Here is an 18,020-nt window from a genome sequence, read left to right on the forward strand (position 1 = left end):
GTCAGAGGTGTGGCGCGGGCGGGGAGTTCACCGATCAGTGCAGGCGCTCGAGGAGGTGGACGGCGGTGCGCAGCTGCTGCCGCTCCTCGGGGCTGAGGCGGGACTCGATGGCGGCGGCGATCCGGTGTTCGCGGCGGGTGCGCTGGTCGAGCAGGGCGGTGCGGCCGGCCGCGGTGGCGGCGATCAGCAGTTTGCGGCCGTCGGTGGGGTGGGGCTGCTGGGTGACCAGTCCGGCCTCGGTCATCAGGGCGACGGTGCGGGCCATCGACTGGTGGCGGACCCGCTGGAGTGCGGCGAGCTCGGCGACCGTGCAGGAGAGCTCGTCGCGGACCAGCAGGCCGAGGACGGCGGCCTGGTTCTGCGGCAGTTCGTCGCCGGTGCGCAGGGAGCGGACCAGGGTGCCGAGGGCGGCGCGCAGGTCGGCGGCGAGTTCCAGGGTGTCCGGGTGAGGGTCTTCGCTGGGCATGGGGGCAGTCTACCGGGATTTTGTGCAGCCATGCTGTACAGCCTTGCTGTATGGTTCTGGCCATGCGAATCACCAAGTTCGGACACGCCTGCGTACGCGTCGAGCACGGCGGGGCCACCGTCGTCGTCGATCCGGGAGCGTTCACCGACCCCGCCGCGCTGGCCGGGGCGGACGCCGTCCTGATCACTCACGAGCACATGGACCACTTCGAGGAGTCCCGGCTGCGCGCCGCGCTGGAGGCCGACCCGGCGCTGCGGGTGTGGACCAACGGGGCCGTCGCCGGCCGGCTGGATGGCGTGGCGCAGCGGATCTCCGTGGTCGGCGAGGGCGACGCCTTCGAGATCGGCGGGCTCGGCGTCTCGGTGCACGGCGAGTGGCACGCGCAGATCCACCCGGACATCCCGCGGGTTCGGAACATCGGCTTCCTCTTCGACGGACGGCTGTTCCACCCCGGTGACGCGTTCACCGTGCCGCCGCACGCCGTGGACACCCTGCTGCTGCCGCTCGCGGCGCCCTGGAGCAAGGCCTCGGAGGTGATCGACTACGTCCGGGAGGCCGGGCCGCGCCAGGCCGTGCCGGTGCACGAGGCGGTGCTCAGCCCGATCGGGTTCGCGGTGCAGACCCGGCTGGTCGGGCCCGAGGGGCCGGGCACCGGCGCGGAGCTGACGGTGCTGGGGGAGGGCGAGAGCCTGGAACTGGGCTGACGGGGCTCCCCGCCGGTGGCCCCTGCGGACGGCGTTCCCGGCCGGCGGCCCGTGCTGACGGGCCCGGTGCCACGCCGGTAGCCTGACGCCATGCTGAAGATCGGACTGACGGGTGGCATCGGCGCGGGCAAGAGCGAGGTGTCCCGGCTGTTCGCCGCGCGCGGCGCGGTGATCGTGGACTCGGACGTGATCGCCCGCGAGGTGGTCGCCCCCGGGACGGACGGCCTGGCGGCCGTGGTCGCCGAGTTCGGACCGCAGGTGCTGCGGGAGGACGGCACGCTGGACCGTCCGGCGCTCGGGGCGGTGGTGTTCGCCGACCCGGAGCGGCTGAAGGCGCTGAACGCGATCGTCCACCCGCTGGTGCGGGACCGGGCCGCCGAACTGGAGGCGGCGGCCGCGCCGGACGCGGTCGTGGTCCACGACGTGCCGCTGCTGGCGGAGAACCACCTGGCGCCGCTGTACGACCTGGTCGTCGTGGTGGACGCGGCCGACGAGGTGCGGGTGGACCGGCTGGTGCGGCTGCGCGGGATGGCCGAGGAGGAGGCCCGGGCCCGGATGGCCGCGCAGGCCACCCGGGAGGAACGACTGGCGATCGCGAACCTGGTGATCGACAACGGCGGCGGCCTGGCGGAGCTGGAAGCGCGGGTGGACGAGGTCTGGTCGGAGCTGGCGCGGCGCGCGGCGGCCTGAGGCCGGCGCGGCCCGACCACCGCCGGCACCGCCGTACCGTCGGTGAACACCGACCGACCGGTGCTCGCTGCTCGGCCGGTGCCGCCACTCAGGCGGTGCCGAGCGGCAGCCGGGCCCGCACGGCGAAGCCGCCCTCGGGGGTCGGACCGGCGTGCAGGGTGCCGCCGAGGTCGTCGGCCCGGGTGTGCATGCCGCGCAGGCCGTGGCCGCCGGAGGGCAGTTCCGGGTCTTCCGTCCGCCCCCCGGCGGCCCCGCCGTCCCCGCCGTCCGCGCCGTCCGCGCCGTCCCCGCCGTCCCCGTCGTCGGCGGGGGAGTTGACCACCGCCAGGCGCAGCCCGTCCGGGGCGACCTCGACGGTGACGGCCACCTCGGCGGCCGGGGCGTGCTTGTGCGCGTTGGTCAGCGCCTCCTGGACGATCCGGTAGGCGGCGTACTGCACGGCGGGCCCGGGAGCGGGCAGCCCCTCGTCAGGTCCGCTGACGGTCAGCCCGACCGCCAGTCCGGCCAGCCGGGACTCCTCGACCAGGGCGGGCAGCCCGCGCAGCGAGGGCGCCTGCTCGGCGGAGGGGGTCAGCACGCCCAGCAGGCCGCGCAGTTCGGTGAGCGCCTGGAGGCCGAGGGCGCGGATCAGCCCGAGGGTCTCCCGGACGGCGGCCGGGTCCTCGGCCCGGGCGACCTGCCCGGCGCCCGCGTGCAGGGTGATCAGCGAGACCCGGTTGGACACCACGTCGTGCATCTCCCGGGCGAGCCGGGCACGTTCGGCGGCCACCGCGCGCTCCTCGGCGTGCCGGCGGGCCTCCTCCAGCAGCCGGTTGCGTTCACCGAGCAGCCGGTTGCGCTCGGCCAGCACGGCGACGGTGCGGGCGCGCTGGTGGGAGGTCAGCCCGAGGGCGAGCGGCACGGCGCCGAAGACCAGCGGGTCCTCGATCAGATTGGCGAGTTCGGACGGGGCGCCGACGTCCCCGAGGTCGAACGGGACGAGCAGCCGCAGCCCGGCCAGCGCCGCCAGGACGTACACCGGCGCGGTGCGGCCGCGCCGCGCGGCCAGCCCGTAGAGGGCGACGGCCAGCGGGAGCTGGCCGCTCAGCAGGGTGACCGCGGCGACCGCCGCCGGATGGCGGCGCCGCAGGGCCAGCGCGAGCGCGCCGATCGCCATCAGGCCCGCGTTGGTGCCCGGCGAGGCGGTCGGGCCGACGTCCGGGTCCTTGGCGGCGAGCGGGACGAGGACCAGCAGCACCAGGGCGGTCGGCGCGAGGGCGCGGACCGGGCGGGGCAGGCGCAGCAGCGGGCCGGGCAGCGGTGCGAGGTCGGGCAGCGGTGCGAGGTCGGCGGCCGACTGGTCGGCGGACGACTGGCCGGTGGGCTGCTGCATGAGGGGCATGCTTCCACACCGGCGCGGCGCCGGACCGGTCGGCCGGTCGAGTGGCTGGGAAGGGACTGGTGAAAGGTCCAGGCGGGGGGAGAGCATGGCGGGATGGATGATCGTTTCTCGCCCGAACCGCACCTGGTCGGGCCGCCGGTGGTGGAACGGCTCGCCCGGTACGGCCGCGCCGAACAGGAGGAGATCCTCGGCCCGGGGGAGGACCCGTACGGCGTCGCCTACACCGGGCTGACCTTCCTGCCCAAGGAGATCCACTTCGGTGCGCGGGCCGCCGACGGCCGCCTCGTCGCCCACACCGGGCTGCTGCCGCTGCCCCTCACCGTGGGCGGCACCGACCTGGCCGCCATGGGCGTCGGCGGGGTCTGCGTCGCGCCCGACCGGCGCCACGGCGGCCTCGCGCGGGCCGTGGTCGGGGCCGCCCTCGACCACGCGCGCACGCTCGGCCACCGGTACGCGCTGCTGTTCTGCCGCCCGCCGCTGGCCCCGTTCTACCGGGGGCTCGGGTTCCGGGAGGTGGCGGAAGGGGTGACGGTGGAGCAGCCGGAGGGCCGGCTGGTGGAGATGCCGCTGCGCACCATGTGGGCGCCGCTGGCGGAGGGGGCCGGATGGCCGGAGGGGCCGGTGCGACTGCGGTCGCTGCCGATGTGAGGCGGGCTCAGACCGCCACGGCCGGGGCCGGGGCCGCCGCGGCGTCGGGCCGGGGGCTCGACGCCGCCGCCGTGGGGTCCGCGTGCGCCACGGCGGCGGCGGCCAGGGCGCGGACCATGGGGTGCGCCCGGGTGCCGTCGCCGGACAGCTCGGGCTGGAACAGCGAGGCCAGGAAGAACGGGTGGCCGGGCAACTCCAGGACGCGCACCTCGCCCGAGGCGTCCACACCGCTGAACCGCAGGCCGTGCGCGGTCAGCCGGTCCAGGTAGGCGCCGTCGAGGCCGTACGCGCAGTGGTAGCGCTCCACGGTGCGGGTGGCGCCGAGGACCCGCTCGGCGAGGCTCCCCGGGGTGATCTCGACGGCACCCTCGTGGCCGACCAGCGAGCAGGCCAGCGGGGCGATCACCTGCTGCTCCGCGTCCGGCTGCTGCTCGCCGTGGGCGGCACCGGCCAGGCCGCAGACGTTCCGGGCGTACTCCAGCACCGCGTGCTGGAACCCGGCGCAGGTGCCGAGGAAGGGGATGCCGCGTTCGCGGGCGGTCCGGGCGGCGGCCAGAGCCCCCGCCTCGCTGCGGTACGGGCTGCCGGGCAGCAGCCAGAGCGCGTCGAAGCCGTCCAGGGCGCCGGGTGCCGCGGCGTCCCCGGTCGGGATCCAGTAGGCGTCCAGGACGAGGTGGTCGTGCTCGGCGAGGGCGTCCAGCAGGCCCGGGATCCGGGCGTGCGAGCGGACGGCGGGGGAGCGGTCGCCGACCAGGGCGATCCGGGGGGTCAGGTAGGTCATGCGGCTATCCTGGCCCCGCACCCGAGATCAGCGCCAACGATGATTCCTTAAGTATCGATCAGATCGGTTGATGCCCGCCGTGGACCCGCAGCAGCTGCGCACCTTCGTCACCGTCGCCCGCCTCGCCTCCTTCTCGGAGGCGGCGCGGGAGCTCGGCTACACCCAGTCCGCGGTCTCCCAGCAGATCGCCGCGCTGGAGGCGGACCTCGGGACGCCGCTGCTGGCCCGTCGGCCGGTCGGCCCGACCGGGGCCGGGAGGCGGCTGCTGGAGCACGCCGCACCGCTGCTGGTCCGGCTGGAGGCGGCGCGCGCCGACGTCGCGCGCCTGGCCGGCGCCCCGAGCGCCCGGCTGGTGGTCGGGGCCACCCCGCTGGCGGTCGGAGCGGAACTGGGGCGCGCGCTCGGCGAGGTGCGCCGGGCCCATCCGCGGACGGAGCCGGTGGTCCGGGTCCTCGCCCAGGACGTGCTGCCCGCCGAGGTGGCCACCGGCGAGGTCGACCTCGCCCTGATCGACGGACTGGCCGCGCCCAGCGACCCGCTGCCGCTGCCGGACGTCGGCCCGCTGCGCACCGTCGCGGTGGCCGAGCGGCCGGTCGCCGTCGCGCTGCCCGTCGGCCACCCGCTGGCCGGTCGCGGCGGCCTCGCGCTCGCCGACCTCTCCGCCGCCCGCTGGCTGGACGCCCCCGACCTCACCCCGACGGCGGCCCGGCTGCGCGCGGCCACGGGCGCCGACGGCTTCCGGCCCGCGACCCGCTACCAGGGCACCGACGTGCACGGACTGCTCGCGCTGGTGGCGGCCGGGCACGGGCTCACCCTGCTGCCCGAGCCGGTCCTCGCGGCGGCGCCCGGCGTCGGGTACGCGCCGATCGCCGAGCCCCGGCTGGTGCACCGCACCGAACTCGTCCACGGCAGCCTGCCGGAGGGGCCGGCGGCGCTGCTGGCACGGCTGCTGGTGCGGTCCCGGGCCTGAGGAGCCCGCCGGCGGCGCCGAATCTCGGTTGCGCGGGCCACCGGTGGCGATGACATCATCACGCGATGAACACCAGTACCACCATCATCAGGCGCGTGCGGACCGAGGACTGGCAGCCGCTCAGGGACATCCGCCTGGACGCGCTGCGGGACCCGGTCGCGGCCGTGGCCTTCCTGGAGACGTACGAACAGGCCGCCGCCAGGCCCGACGAGTTCTGGCAGGACCGCACCACCCGGGCGGCGACCGACCCGCACGTGGCGCAGTTCATCGCGCAGACCGAGGACGGGCGCTGGCTCGGCTCCATGACCGGGCTGGTCGAGCGGGCCGGCGGCGACGGGGCCCTGGAGGGCGACGTCGTCGAGGTCGACCAGGTGCACGTGGTCGGCGTCTACGTCCGGCCGGAGGCGCGCGGCACCGGGCTCGCGCTCGACCTGATCCGGACCGTCCAGGAGTGGGCGTGGTCGCTCCCCGAGCCCCGGATCGAGCGGGTGCGGCTGTTCGTCCACGAGGACAACCCCCGCGCCGAGGCGATGTACCGGAAGGCCGGCTTCGAGGCCACCGGCGTGGCGCTGCCGGTGCCCGGCGGCGGGGGCGGCCGGGAGATCGAGCTGGCGGTCCCGAGGGGCTGACCGGCGGGCCGGCAGGCCGCTCGGCGGGCGTGAAGCAGCCGCCCGGCCCGTCCGGTCCCCTGTTCCGGACGGGCCGGGCGGCCGTCTGTGAGGTGCCGAGGGCGCCGGTGCCCGGTGGGAGTCAGTGCCCGGTGGGCGTCGGTGCCCGTCGGGTGTCAGTGCCCGTCGCAGCCCGGGAGGGCCTCGCACATCGGCGCGGTCATGCCGGTGCCGACGTACTTGTCCTCGGGGGCCTTCCAGGCGTCCTTGGGCTGGGCGCCGGCCTTGGTGGTGGCCCAGACGGCCAGCTCGCTGACCACACCGCCGTCGCTGACCACGTACTCGTGCAGGGTGACGGTGCCGCCGTCGGCCTGCGGGACGGTCAGGACGGCGGCGAAGTAGGGCGCGTCCGGGGCGCTGTCGACCTTCACGGTGGCGCCGGGCGCGGTCTTGGCGCAGGACTTGAGCGCCTCCGTCAGATGCCCCTCGGCCAGGTTGGTGCTCTGCTTGGTACCGCTGCTGTGGGTCGGGTCACCGTGGAACAGCAGGGTCTGCTGGGCCGTCCAGCGGTCCCCGCCGAAGCCGACCGAGGCCCGCGCGGCGGCGGTGCCGGTGAACAGCGGCTCGTCGTCCTTGGTGATCGCGGCGCGGCACAGCTCCATGCCCTTGAACTGGACCGGGCCGGAGAGCTGCTTGGCGTTGGCCGCCAGCGGCGTGTAGTGGTAACTCTCGTCCATCGGGATGCTCTTGGTGTCCATCCAGGCCTTGTCCGGGATGCCCTTGTCGGACCCGGTGGGCTTGTTGGGGTTGACACTGGGCCCGGTGGTGGCGGCGGGGAGGGCAGGGGTGGCGTCCTGGCTGCCGTTGTCCGGCCCGCAGGCGCTGAGCGCGCCCAGGCAGACGAGGGCTGCGGCGGTGGCGGTGACGACTCTGGTGGTGCGCAACTGACGGTTCCTCGGATGTCCGGTGGCGTTGGTCGGGGTCGGGCGCGCATCGGCCGTGGGCCGCTGGTGCGCGGCGCCGTCCGTCCGTCCTCGCCGCCCGGTCGACCCGTGGTCGCGGGCGTGCGGCATGGCAGCTCCTCCCCTGTGCATGCGGCCGCCTGACTCCTCGCCCCGCTGCCCGCCCTGTGATTGATGGGCGGTCAGGGTCGATGGTGTGTCGACGGCGGTCGAAACCTATGCCACCGGGCCGCCGGTCGCAAAGCCGGGTTCCGGCCGGAGGCCCGGATTCCCCTTGGGGCCCGTGGGGTCCGTGGGGCGAAGGTGATCGCCCGTGGCGGGGGCGGTGTACGGGGCGCGAGCGGTCCCCGGGGCGTGCGGCCGCAGCCGCGCGCGGGCCGTAGGGGCGCATCCTGGCTGGTGGGGGTACGTGCGACGGCTCCGGAGCCGGAGGCGTGGGCGGCCGGCTCCGGACGCGTCGGCCGGGTCAGGCGACCTGGCCGCCGATGCCGGAGCGGCCCGCCGGGACGCCGTCGAGGGTGACCACGGTCTGCCGTCCGGCGGCCTCGCCGAGCACGCCGGTGATCGCCCCGGTGGCCGCCGCGACCAGCCGTGCGGGCGCCTCGGGGACCTGCGGCAGGTGGTAGGCCGTCTCCCGCATGCTCAGGACGACCACCGGCGCGACCTCGTCGGTCGGCACTCCGCCGATGCCCCGGCGGCGCTGGGGGACCCCGATCAGCTCGACCGCGACCAGGGGGCGGACCCGCTCGCCGAAGACCGAGGTGACGGCCTCGGTGAGGCCGGCGATGAGCGCCCGCTCGACCTCGGGGTCGAGGGATTCCTCGCGGATGTGCAGGCTCAGGTGCGGCATGGTGGAGCTCCGTTCGGCTCGGTTCGTCGTTCGTACCATGGGCTCGGCGGTTCGCTTTGCGCGCAAAACAGCTTTGGTATCAAAGGTAATTGGAGAGGGGTGGGCGATGTCAACGCCCGAGGGAGAGCGGCGGAACGCGCAGGCGTCGACCGGCGAGGAGCTCGACGACGCCGTGCGGTCGATGCTGCTGCTGATGCCCCGGCTGGTCGGTCGGGCCAAGCGGATCCCCGTCCCCGAGCCGCTGCGCGGCCTCGCGCTGGCTCCCCGTCACCTGTCCCTGCTGGCCTGCCTGCTGCTGGACGGGCCGATGGGCGTCAACGACCTCGCCGCCCGGCTGGAGGTCGCCCCCACCACGGTCAGCCTGATGGTCGGCGACCTCAGCCGGCAGGGCATCCTCGAACGCCGCGAGGACGAGGCCGACCGCCGGCGCCGCATCGTCGCGATCACCCCGGCCCGGCTGCCCGCCATCGAGGCCTGGCTCGCCCCGGGGGCCGCCGCCTGGCGCACGGCCCTCGGGCCGCTCGACGCGGCGCAGCGGCGCCTGGTGGTGGACACGCTGCTGGCGTACGAGGCCGCGGTGGGGCGGGAACGGGACTGACGGCGGCGCGCCGAGGAGGGGTCCGGGAGGCCGGTCAGTGCCCGGGTGTCCGCCTGAAGAGCGCCGTGAGGAGGAAGGGCACGCCGAACAGCGCCGATTCGGGGCCGTGGGCCGCCATCGGGCGGATCTCCAGCGGGGTGAACTCACGGAAAAGGGAGCGGAGTTCGTCCGGCGAGTACGCCAGGCGGCCCTCCAGCGCGCCGAGCCGGGAGGGGGTCCGGGCGGGCGTCGCGGAATTCCTCCGGAAAAGTGCCGGGCCGGGAGCGGCAGGCCACATCCGTGCCGGACAAGTCAACATTTACTTCCCCGGGTTCCCTCTGCATAGTGGCGGGTCGAACCGAGAGGAGACGCTTCCTTGTCGCAGATCCACGACAACGCCGCGCAGCAGGTGGAGTTGGAGCAGGTGCAGGTGTCCGTCATCGGCGAGCTGTTCGACGGGCGGCTCGCTGGGGCGCGGGTGCAGCTGGGGCGGGTGCTCGCGTCGGCGGCGGACAGCGCGGGCGAGGTGTACGAGCGGGAGGTGGCGGCCGGGCGGCTGGCGGGTGAGGTGCGCCGGCTGGAGGGCGCCGAGGGCGGGCTGGTCTTCGGCCGGATCGACCTGGCGGACGGGACGGTGCTGCGGATCGGGCGGCTGGGGCTGCAGCGGGACGAGGACGAGCTGCCGGTGCTGGTGGACTGGCGGGCGGAGGCGGCGCGGGCCTTCTACGAGGCGACGCCGGTCCACCCCCTGGGGCTGCGGCGGCGCCGTCATCTGAGCCTGACGGGCCGCACGGTGGTCGGGGTGAGCGACGAACTGCTGGACGGCTCGGAGCCGGCCGCCGGGGACGTCGTCGGCGACGGCCCGTTGGCGGCGGCGCTGCGGGAGCGGCGAACGGGCCGGATGGGGACGGCGGTCGCCACGCTCCAGACCGAGCAGGACGCGATCGTCCGCTCCTCGCACCGCGGGGTGACGGTGGTGCAGGGCGGCCCGGGCACCGGGAAGACGGTGGTGGCGCTGCACCGCGCCGCGTACGTGCTGTACGCGTTCCCGAAGGCGGCCGAGCGCGGCGTGCTGGTGCTGGGGCCGAACGCGCGCTTCCTCGACTACATCTCCCAGGTGCTGCCCTCGCTCGGGGAGAACGAGGTCGTCCTGGCGACGTGCGAGGAGCTGGCCGGCGTCCGGCCGGGGGCCGTGGACGGGTTCGGGGCGGCGCGCCTCAAGGGCGGTGCCGAACTGGCCGACGCGCTGGCCGGGTCGGTCCGCGCGCGGCAGGCCCCGGACGGGGACTTCACCGTCCGGGTCGGGCAGGAGTGGGTCCGGCTGGGGGAGGGGGAGGTCGCCGGGGCGCGGGAGGCGGCGCGGGCGAGCGGCCTCGCCCACAACCGGGCGCGCGGGCTGTTCCTGGAGCTGCTGGTGGACGCCCTGACCGGCGCGCTGGCCCGCGGCATGGCGGAGACGCTGGAGCGGATCGACGCCGAGGTCGCGCAGCTCACCGGTGTCGACTTCGACCGGATGGCGGCCCGGGACCTGCGCAACCTCGGCGTCGACGACCGACCCGCCACGGGGGCCGACGAGTTCGACTTCGACGCCGTCCGGGCCGCGCTCCTGGACGACGCGCACGTGGACCGGGCGGTCGAGGAGCTCTGGCCGCGGCTCGTGCCCGGCGGGGTGGTCGACGCCCTGCTCGCCGACGCCGGGGCACTGGCCGCGTACCTGCCGCACCTCACGGACGAGGAGCGGGCGTCGCTGCTGCGCACCCCCGGCGCTCCGTGGGCCGACGCCGACGTGCCGCTGCTCGACGAGGCGGCGAGCCTGGTCGACGGGCCGCCCGGGCAGGCCTTCGGGCACGTCGTCGTCGACGAGGCGCAGGAGCTGACGGCCATGCAGTGGCGGATGGTCGTGCGCCGGTGCCCGGGCCGGTCGATGACGCTGGTCGGCGACTTCGCGCAGGCGGGTCCGGCGGCGACGGCCCGGGACTGGAACGAGGCGCTCGCGCCGCACCTCGGCGGCCGCTTCGATCTGCGGACGCTGACCGTCAGCTACCGGACCACGCAGGAGATCCTGGCCACCACCGGGGAGCTGCTCGGCCGGATCGCCCCGGGCCAGCCGCCGGTCCGGTCGATCCGCCGCGGTGACGAGCCCCGGTCCGTCGCGGTGGCGCCGGAGCGGCTGGTCGGCGAGCTGGTCCGCGAGCTGCGGGCGCAGGCCGCCGCGCATCCGGGCGAGCTGCTCGGCGTGGTCTGCGCGGACGGCCGGGTGGCGGAGCTGGCGGCCGCGGGGGTCGAGCGGTACGCCCGGCTGGTCCCGGCGTCGGAGGCGCGCGGCCTGGAGTTCGACGAGGCCGTGGTGGTCGACCCGGCCGGGATCGTCGCGGCCCGGCCCGCGGGCGAGCGGGATCTGTACGTCGCCCTGACCCGCGCCACCAAGCGGCTGTGCACGGTCACCGTCCGGGAGGCCGGGGCGTAGCGGGCGTCCTCCGCGCACGGGAAGTCGGCCCGTCCGACTTTCCGTGCGCGGGGGCGGGACGGGACGGGCCTGCGTCCGTGGTCGCGCGGTCGGGTGAGGCGCGCCCGGTGGACGGGCAGGGGTGAACCGTCGACGTGAGGACACAAGGTGTCCTAAAGTGAATGACGTGTCCCCCCGAGATGTCCCCTGAGGGGTCCCCTGCCGCGCAGAGCGAAGGAGAACCACGGCCATGGCCGACACGTTCGAGACGGACAAGACCGACCTGGTGAACCTGGCCCATCACCGGATGCGGACCGCGATCCCCGACAACGACTGGACGGTGCGCCAGAAACTGGCCCTGACCTGCCGCATCCTGTTCGACGCCGGCCACGACTCCGGGCTGGCCGGCCAGATCACCGCCCGGGCCGAACGCCCCGGCACCTACTACACCCAGCGCCTGGGCCTGGGCTTCGACGAGATCACCGAGGACAACCTGCTCCTCGTCGACGAGGACCTCCACGTCCTGGAGGGCGAGGGGATGGCCAACCCGGCCAACCGGTTCCACAGCTGGGTCTACCGGGCCCGCCCGGACGTCAACTGCGTCATCCACACCCACCCGCTGCACATCTCCGCGCTCTCGATGCTGGAGACCCCGCTGGTCGTCTCGCACATGGACATGTGCCCGCTGTACGACGACTGCGCGTTCCTGGAGAAGTGGCCCGGCATCCCGGTCGGCAACGAGGAGGGCGAGATCATCTCCGCCGCCCTCGGCGACAAGCGCGCCCTCCTGCTCGCCCACCACGGCCAGCTGGTCGCCACCGGGACCGTCGAGGAGGCGTGCACCCTGGCCCTGCTCTTCGAGCGGGCCGCCGAGCTCCAGCTCCTCGCCGCCGCCGCCGGGAAGATCCAGGAGATCCCCGGCCTGCTCGCCCGGGAGGCGCACGACTGGATCTCCACCCCCAAGCGCGGCCAGGCCAACTTCGCCTACTACGCCCGCCGCGCCCTGCGGGCCGGCCACGGCGACGCCCTCGTCACCCGGAAGGACTCCTGACATGGCCGCCACCACCCTCGAAGGGATCATCGCCTACCCGGTGACCCCGTTCTCCGCCGCCGACGGCGGCCCGGACCTCGCCCGGCTCACCGAGCTGATCGACCGGCTGGTCCGCTCCGGCTGCCACGCCATCGCCCCGCTCGGCTCCACCGGCGAGAGCGCCTACCTCGACGACCAGGAGTGGTACACCGCCGCCGAGGCCTCGGTGGCGGCCGTCGCCGGCCGGGTGCCCACCGTCGTCGGCATCGCCGACCTCACCACCCGCAGCGCCGTCCGCCGCGCCCGGTTCGCCGAACGGGCCGGCGCCGACGTGGTGATGGTGCTGCCGCTCTCGTACTGGCGGCTGGACGAACGCGAGATCACCCGGCACTACACCGAGATCGCCGACGCGATCGGCATCCCGCTGATGATCTACAACAACCCCGCCACCGCCGGGGTCGACCTCGGCCCGGAACTCATGCACCGGCTGGTCGACCAGGTGGAGAACATCACCATGGTCAAGGAGAGCAGCGGCGACATCCAGCGGATGCACCGGCTCACCCAGCTGTCCGACGGCGCCCTGCCGTTCTACAACGGCTCCAACCCGCTGGCCCTGGAGGCGTTCGCGGCCGGCGCGGCCGGCTGGTGCACGGCGGCACCCTGCCTCGTCCCCGACCTCACCCTCGATCTCTACCGGGCGGTGCGCGGCGGGGACCTGGACACGGCCCGCCGGGTGTTCTACCGGCAGCTGCCGGTGCTGCGGTTCCTGCTCGACGGGGGGCTGCCGACCACGGTGAAGGCGGGCCTGGCGCTGTGCGGCCTGGACGTCGGCGAGCCGCGGCGCCCGTTGCTGCCGCTGGACGGGGCGGGGACGGCGCGGCTGGCCGCGCTGCTGTCCGCGGCGGGGGTCGCCCTGGCGGCCGACGCGGTGCCGAAGGCCTGACACCGGCCTGACGCGGGCCTGACGTGCGCCTGATGCGGGCCTGACGCGGGCCTGATGTGCGCCTGATGCGGGCCCGATGCGCGCCTGACGTCGGCCGCGGGCTCGTCGGGGCCCGCGTCAGGGCAGTGTGGGAACCCGTTCCGAGGAGCCGTCCGGGTCGTCGTGGATGACCACGAGGATCTCGGCCGGCTCCGACCCGGTGCTCCGGCAGCGGTGGGGCAGCGCCGAGTTGAAGTACACGCTGTCCCCGGGGCCGAGTTCGACGCTCCGCTCGGGGAACTCCAGCACGGCGGTGCCCGCGTGGACGAAGAAGAACTCCTCACCCGTGTGCGTCTTGAACGGCGAGTCCACCGGCTCGATCGGCGGGTACATCACGAACGGCACCATCCGCTTGCCGCTCAGCCCGGTCGCGATGCCCTCGTAACGGGAGGCGCCGGAACCCGCCCCGGAGCCGACGGGGGTGCGCTCGCCGGCCCGGACGACGGTGACCAGCTCCGGCTCCACCTCGTCCGAGAAGAGCCGGCCGACGTCGACGTTGAGGGCGTGGGCCAGCTTGAGCGCCGTCGAGATCGACGGGTCGCTGATGCCGCGCTCGACCTTGGAGAGGTAGCTCTTGGTGACGCCGACCTGCTCGGCGAGTGCCTCCAGGCTGAGCCGGTTCTGCTTCCTCAGCACCCGCAACCTGCCGGCCATGCGCCACCTCTCACTCACGGAATCGTCCGGTCCATTATCGGTCCGGTTGCCTGGCCGCCTGGCCGCGTGGCCGCCCGGGCGGCCACGACCGCCCGGTGCGGCACCGCGCCGCCGCGTGCTAGCTTCCGACGCGTTCGAACGGAACTGCATGCGGGGAACGCGGGGGGAAGCATGGGTGCGGTGCCGGTCAGTGCCCGGTGGCTGTCCGGATTGGGGGCCGGGGCGTTCCTGCTGCCGACGAGCCTCCTGGTGATGGGGTACGGGACGGTGGGGGCGCTCCTCGTCCTGCCCGCGCTGCTGTGCACCGTGGCCTGTTTCGTGCCGCCGTTCTTCTCCGACCCGAAGCGGCTGCGCGTCGCCTGCACGGTGGCCGGCGTCGTGGTCGCGCTGGTGTCGGCCCCGTTCGCGTTCCTGGGGATGATCTTCGCGATCCCGTTCTGGTACGGGACCGTCTACCTGGCCTTCCTCGCCCTGCCGGTCACCGCGATCGCCGGCCTGAGCGCCGGGTTCCAGCGGGCCAGGGGCCGGGAACGGGGCCGCGCGACGGCCCGTTTCGCCTGGGCCGCCGGAGCGTTCGCGCTGGTCGGCTGGATGGCGCTCGCGGGCGTCGCCATCACGCTGCCGCCGACCAGCTGAACCGGCGCAGGCCCCGGGGGCGCGTCCGACGATTCCCGCCGGGCCCGCGACCGGCCACCCCCTAGGATCGCCGGATGATCACTGTTCCGTCCGGCCGCGTCACCCTCTCCGACCGTCGCACCCGGCACAGTTGGGCCGTCGACGTCGCCCCGTTCCGGCTGGCGGCCTGTCCGGTGACCCGGGAGCAGTACGAGGGCGCGACCGGCGACCGCCGACCCGCGCACAGCGTCTCCTGGCTGGACGCCGTCCGGCACTGCAACGAGCTGTCCCGGCGCGAGGGCCTCGCACCCGCCTACGCGGTGGACGACGAGGAGGTCTCCTGGGACCGCGCCGCCGACGGCTACCGACTGCCCACCGAGGCCGAATGGGAACACGCCTGCCGCGCCGGCACGGACGGCCCGCGCTACGGCCCGCTGGACGAGATCGCCTGGTACCGCGGCAACTCGGGCGAACGCCCCCACGAGGTGGGCGAACTGCGCCCGAACGCCCACGGGCTGTACGACCTGCTCGGCAACGTCTGGGAATGGTGCTGGGACCGCTACGACCCCGAGGTGTACGGCGACTACCGCGTCCTGCGCGGCGGCGGCTGGTTCGACGAGCACTGGAGCTGCCGCGCCTCCGTCCGACGCCGCAGCCACCCCACCCTGCGGATCGACGACGTGGGGTTCCGGCTCGCCCGCTCGATCGTCGCCGCATGAGCACGGCCGCGGTGAAAGGGCCGTCCGGCGCGGTAAACGGCGGTCCGGCGCAGTAAAGGAATGGGCGGCGCGGTAAATCGCGGACCAACGGGAACCCCGGGCATAATTCTTCGGCGAATTGAGGAACCGTCAGGACGGAATCCGCGTTGTCGCCGGCATGAGCGAAGAAAACGTCACCCTGCGCCCGTTGGCCGAAGCCGACCTCCCGCACTTCCTGTCCCTGCTGAACGACCCCGACGTCATGGGCGAGCACCTGTGGTTCGGCTGGCGGCAGCCGGACCGGATCCGCCGGGTCTGGGCCGAGAACGGGCTGCTCACGGACGAGCAGTGGACGCTCGCCATCGCCGTGGACGGGGAGTTCTGCGGCTATGCCGCCGCCATGCGGGAGGTCGTGGCGCCGACGGGCTGGCACTGGAGCATGGGTGCGCAGCTGCTGCCCGGCGCGCGCGGCCGGGGCATCGGCACCCGGGCCCAACGGCTGTTCGTCGACCACCTTTTCGCGCATTCCCCGGTGATGCGGCTGGAGGCGGAGACCGAATCCGCCAACGCGGCCGAGCAGCGCGTCCTGGAAAAGCTCGGATTCGTCCGCGAGGGCGTGAAACGCGCTCAGCTCTTCCGGGCCGGTGAATGGCGCGACGTCGTTCTCTACAGCCTGCTGCGCACCGACCCGCGTCCGCCGCTCGGTTGAGGAACCGCCGCGTCCGCTCGGGCGTTGGCGCCTGCATGAGTGATGAAGCAGTCTCCCTGCGCCCGATAGCCGAGGCCGACCTGTCCGTGATCGAGGAGCTGGTGAACGACCCGGAGACACTGGGTGAGTTCCAGTGGTACGGCTGGCGGGACGCGGGGCGCTACCGCCGCCGGTGGGTGGAGAGCGGGCTGCTGGAGGAGGGGCAGTGGATGCTCGCGGTCGTGGTCGACGGCGAGTTCGGCGGCTTCGTCGCCGCCAACCGCAACGGGGTGCGGCCGTCCGCCCCGTACTGGAGCATCGGCGTGCAGCTGCTGCCGGGCGTGCGCGGTCGCGGGATCGGCACCAGAGCCCAACGGCTGCTGGTGGACTACCTGTTCGCGCACTCACCGGTGATGCGGGTGGAGGCGGACACCGAGGCGGAGAACCTGGCCGAGCAGCGAGTCCTGGAGAAGCTCGGCTTCACCCGGGAGGGCGTGCAGCGCGCGGTGACCTTCCGGGCCGGTGAGTGGCGCGACGTCGTCCGCTACAGCCTGCTGCGCACCGACCCCAGACCCTAGGTGGTTCCGAACCACTCCTCGGCGAGGGCGTCCAGCGTCCGCGCCGAGGGCCTCAACTCCCTTAGGTACCACGGCAGATTGCTGTACACGTGGAGCAGGGTGTACGCCATCAGCAGCCCGGGCTCGAAGCGGCGGCCGTAGGCGTCCAGCAGGAGGCCGAGCAGGTGCGGGTCGGCCCGGGTGGTGAAGAGTCCGACGGCGACCAGGTCGTAGGCCGGGTCGCCGATCATCGCGGGCTCGAAGTCGATCAGGCCGGTGAGACGCCAGCCGCCGGCCGGATCGGTGAGCAGGTGCTCGCGCATGAACTCGGTGTGCAGCAGGGCGCGTTCGGCGGCGGGGAGCGGTTCGGTGGGCAGCGGTTCGGCGGGCAGCGGTTCGGTGGGCAGCGGGGCGACGGCGAGGAAGTCCGGGATCTGCTCCAGCCAGTCCTCCGCCAGCCCGCGCTCGCGCTGGCGGGCCACCGCGCCCGCCCGTTGGCGGGCCAGGAAGGCCTGCCAGTCGCCGGGGCCAAGGGTGTCGGCGAGCGGCTCGGGGTCGAGGGCGTGCAGGGCGGCGAGCGCCTCGCCGCACTCGCGCGCGATCCGCTCGCGGTCGGGCCGCGGGACGCGCGGCCAGGCCGGGGCGAGGCCCTCGCCGGGCAGGCGGGACATCAGGATGTGGCGCCAGCCGTTGACGTACTCGCCGGCCGCGTGGGCGGCCGGGGTGGGGATCGGCAGGGCGCCGTCCAGTCGGGTGAGCACGCGCTCCTCGACGATGCCGTCCCGGGCGCTGGCGGCCGGGAACAGCTTGAGCACGAGCGCGTCGCCGACCGCGTAGACCGGGACGGAGCCCTCCGCGAAGCGCTCCAGGGGCAGGCCCCCGACGCCCAGCCGGGCGCAGAGCGCCTCGGCGCCGGGGCGCATCACCGTCTCGTCGGGGACGACCGCCTCCCACTCCTCGTCCGTCAGCACCAAGGGCAGCACGGGCGCACCCTAGGCAGGGGAGCACGCCCGGCGCAAAGGGATTTCAGGGCCCGTTCCGCCGCGTCCCGCAGGGTCCGGCGGCCGGGGGTGGCGGCTCGGCGCCGCCGTCCGGGTCAGGGCCGCCGTCCGGGTCAGGGCCGCCGTCCGGGTCAGGGCCGCCGTCCGGGACGCTGCCGCCGTCCGGCTCGGGGGCGCCCTCCTGCTCGGGGGCGAGCAGGTAGCGGGCGCCCGGGCCGGCCTCGCCGGCGCGGTCGGCGGCGTTGTAGAGGGCGCAGCGGGACAGCGAGAGGCAGCCGCAGCCGATGCAGCCGGTGAGCTTGGCCTTGAGCCGCTGGAGTTCGGCGATCTGCTCGTCGATCCGGTCCTGCCAGGACTCGGCCACCCGGTCCCATTCGGCACGGTTGGGGGCCGGGCGTTCGGGGAGGCGGTCGAGGGCGACCTTCGCCTCGTCCAGGGAGAGGCCGACCCGCTGGGCGGCGCGGACGAAGGCGATCCGGCGCAGCGTGCTGCGGGTGTAGCGGCGCTGGCCGCCGGCGGTGCGGGTGGCGTGGATCAGGCCGAGGCTCTCGTAGTAGCGCAGCGCGGAGGCGGCGAGGCCGCTGCGGTCGGCGAGTTGGCCGATGGTGAGCAGGTCGCTGTGGTGCGGCCCGGGGGTGCGGCGGCCGTCTGGGTGGGCGGTCATGGGTAGCCACTGTAGTCGCTTGACCTCAAGTCGACTTTAAGTTGCACG

General features: G+C 74.9%; 21 protein-coding genes. 13 read left to right on the plus strand and 8 right to left on the minus strand.

What is annotated here, in order from left to right:
• Positions 1–34: 34 nt before the first annotated feature.
• Entirely contained in the window at positions 35–466 is a 432-nt protein-coding gene (locus tag ACFWP2_RS02360; RefSeq protein ID WP_380447391.1) for a MarR family winged helix-turn-helix transcriptional regulator, read from the minus strand.
• Between the two features lie 62 nt (positions 467–528).
• Here ACFWP2_RS02360 and ACFWP2_RS02365 point away from each other — a divergent pair, with 62 nt between their 5' ends.
• Together ACFWP2_RS02365 and coaE are read left to right on the plus strand one after the other, a co-directional pair.
• Positions 529–1,170 (plus strand): MBL fold metallo-hydrolase, encoded by a 642-nt coding sequence (locus ACFWP2_RS02365; RefSeq protein ID WP_380447393.1) that lies wholly within the window; start codon positions 529–531, stop codon positions 1,168–1,170.
• A 90-nt stretch (positions 1,171–1,260) separates the two neighbouring features.
• Positions 1,261–1,860 (plus strand): dephospho-CoA kinase, encoded by a 600-nt coding sequence (coaE, locus tag ACFWP2_RS02370; protein ID WP_380447395.1) that lies wholly within the window; start codon positions 1,261–1,263, stop codon positions 1,858–1,860.
• Positions 1,861–1,948: 88 nt separating this feature from the next.
• Here the strand turns inward: coaE and ACFWP2_RS02375 are convergent, their stop codons facing one another.
• Positions 1,949–3,232: a sensor histidine kinase gene (locus tag ACFWP2_RS02375; RefSeq protein WP_380447397.1), complete on the minus strand. Its 1,284-nt coding sequence runs from the start codon at positions 3,230–3,232 to the stop codon at positions 1,949–1,951.
• A 102-nt stretch (positions 3,233–3,334) separates the two neighbouring features.
• Between ACFWP2_RS02375 and ACFWP2_RS02380 the strand changes: the two genes are divergently transcribed.
• Positions 3,335–3,889, plus strand: coding sequence for a GNAT family N-acetyltransferase (locus ACFWP2_RS02380; RefSeq protein WP_380447399.1), 555 nt, complete (start codon positions 3,335–3,337; stop codon positions 3,887–3,889).
• Between the two features lie 7 nt (positions 3,890–3,896).
• On the opposite strand, the gene ACFWP2_RS02385 is transcribed toward ACFWP2_RS02380, so the two are convergent.
• Positions 3,897–4,670, minus strand: coding sequence for a hypothetical protein (locus tag ACFWP2_RS02385; RefSeq protein ID WP_380447401.1), 774 nt, complete (start codon positions 4,668–4,670; stop codon positions 3,897–3,899).
• A gap of 70 nt (positions 4,671–4,740) precedes the next feature.
• On the opposite strand from ACFWP2_RS02385, the gene ACFWP2_RS02390 reads away from it, so the two are divergent.
• Together ACFWP2_RS02390 and ACFWP2_RS02395 are read left to right on the plus strand one after the other, a co-directional pair.
• Positions 4,741–5,640, plus strand: coding sequence for a LysR family transcriptional regulator (locus ACFWP2_RS02390; protein WP_380447403.1), 900 nt, complete (start codon positions 4,741–4,743; stop codon positions 5,638–5,640).
• Positions 5,641–5,705: 65 nt separating this feature from the next.
• On the plus strand, positions 5,706–6,269 hold the full coding sequence (locus ACFWP2_RS02395) for a GNAT family N-acetyltransferase (protein ID WP_380447405.1): 564 nt from the start codon (positions 5,706–5,708) through the stop codon (positions 6,267–6,269).
• A 155-nt stretch (positions 6,270–6,424) separates the two neighbouring features.
• On the opposite strand, the gene ACFWP2_RS02400 is transcribed toward ACFWP2_RS02395, so the two are convergent.
• Together ACFWP2_RS02400 and ACFWP2_RS02405 are read right to left on the minus strand one after the other, a co-directional pair.
• Positions 6,425–7,192 (minus strand): hypothetical protein, encoded by a 768-nt coding sequence (locus tag ACFWP2_RS02400; RefSeq protein WP_380447407.1) that lies wholly within the window; start codon positions 7,190–7,192, stop codon positions 6,425–6,427.
• A gap of 484 nt (positions 7,193–7,676) precedes the next feature.
• Positions 7,677–8,060, minus strand: a complete 384-nt coding sequence (locus tag ACFWP2_RS02405; RefSeq protein WP_380447409.1) for a 4-oxalocrotonate tautomerase family protein — start codon at positions 8,058–8,060, stop codon at positions 7,677–7,679.
• Positions 8,061–8,166: 106 nt separating this feature from the next.
• Here ACFWP2_RS02405 and ACFWP2_RS02410 point away from each other — a divergent pair, with 106 nt between their 5' ends.
• The 4 genes from ACFWP2_RS02410 (at position 8,167) to ACFWP2_RS02425 (ending at position 13,056) form a co-directional block, all read left to right on the plus strand.
• Positions 8,167–8,658 carry a MarR family transcriptional regulator gene (locus ACFWP2_RS02410; RefSeq protein ID WP_380447411.1) on the plus strand — a complete coding sequence of 164 codons (492 nt, stop codon included), beginning with the start codon at positions 8,167–8,169 and terminating at the stop codon, positions 8,656–8,658.
• Between the two features lie 355 nt (positions 8,659–9,013).
• Positions 9,014–11,104: a HelD family protein gene (locus ACFWP2_RS02415; RefSeq protein ID WP_380447413.1), complete on the plus strand. Its 2,091-nt coding sequence runs from the start codon at positions 9,014–9,016 to the stop codon at positions 11,102–11,104.
• Positions 11,105–11,333: 229 nt separating this feature from the next.
• Positions 11,334–12,134 (plus strand): aldolase, encoded by an 801-nt coding sequence (locus ACFWP2_RS02420; RefSeq protein WP_380447415.1) that lies wholly within the window; start codon positions 11,334–11,336, stop codon positions 12,132–12,134.
• Between the two features lies 1 nt (position 12,135).
• On the plus strand, positions 12,136–13,056 hold the full coding sequence (locus tag ACFWP2_RS02425) for a dihydrodipicolinate synthase family protein (RefSeq protein ID WP_380447417.1): 921 nt from the start codon (positions 12,136–12,138) through the stop codon (positions 13,054–13,056).
• 117 nt (positions 13,057–13,173) lie between these two features.
• Here the strand turns inward: ACFWP2_RS02425 and ACFWP2_RS02430 are convergent, their stop codons facing one another.
• On the minus strand, positions 13,174–13,749 hold the full coding sequence (locus tag ACFWP2_RS02430; protein ID WP_380447419.1) for a helix-turn-helix domain-containing protein: 576 nt from the start codon (positions 13,747–13,749) through the stop codon (positions 13,174–13,176).
• Between the two features lie 180 nt (positions 13,750–13,929).
• Here ACFWP2_RS02430 and ACFWP2_RS02435 point away from each other — a divergent pair, with 180 nt between their 5' ends.
• From ACFWP2_RS02435 to ACFWP2_RS02450, 4 genes are all read left to right on the plus strand, one after another.
• Positions 13,930–14,385: a hypothetical protein gene (locus ACFWP2_RS02435; protein WP_380447421.1), complete on the plus strand. Its 456-nt coding sequence runs from the start codon at positions 13,930–13,932 to the stop codon at positions 14,383–14,385.
• A gap of 74 nt (positions 14,386–14,459) precedes the next feature.
• A complete protein-coding gene (locus ACFWP2_RS02440; protein WP_380447423.1) occupies positions 14,460–15,083 on the plus strand; it encodes a formylglycine-generating enzyme family protein in 624 nt (207 codons plus the stop codon).
• A 157-nt stretch (positions 15,084–15,240) separates the two neighbouring features.
• The gene (locus ACFWP2_RS02445; protein ID WP_380447425.1) at positions 15,241–15,771 is read left to right on the plus strand and encodes a GNAT family N-acetyltransferase; all 531 of its coding nucleotides are present in this window, start codon (positions 15,241–15,243) and stop codon (positions 15,769–15,771) included.
• A gap of 35 nt (positions 15,772–15,806) precedes the next feature.
• Complete coding sequence (locus ACFWP2_RS02450) at positions 15,807–16,328, plus strand: GNAT family N-acetyltransferase (protein WP_380447427.1); 522 nt, start codon at positions 15,807–15,809, stop codon at positions 16,326–16,328.
• On the opposite strand, the gene ACFWP2_RS02455 is transcribed toward ACFWP2_RS02450, so the two are convergent.
• Together ACFWP2_RS02455 and soxR are read right to left on the minus strand one after the other, a co-directional pair.
• Entirely contained in the window at positions 16,325–17,290 is a 966-nt protein-coding gene (locus tag ACFWP2_RS02455) for a phosphotransferase family protein (protein WP_380447429.1), read from the minus strand. The genes ACFWP2_RS02450 and ACFWP2_RS02455 overlap by 4 nt on opposite strands.
• Before the next feature lie 43 nt (positions 17,291–17,333).
• Positions 17,334–17,972, minus strand: coding sequence for a redox-sensitive transcriptional activator SoxR (gene soxR, locus ACFWP2_RS02460; RefSeq protein ID WP_380447431.1), 639 nt, complete (start codon positions 17,970–17,972; stop codon positions 17,334–17,336).
• Between the last annotated feature and the right edge of the window lie 48 nt (positions 17,973–18,020).

Source organism: Kitasatospora sp. NPDC058444 (assembly GCF_042721415.1).
Classification (GTDB): Bacteria; Actinomycetota; Actinomycetes; order Streptomycetales; family Streptomycetaceae; genus Kitasatospora.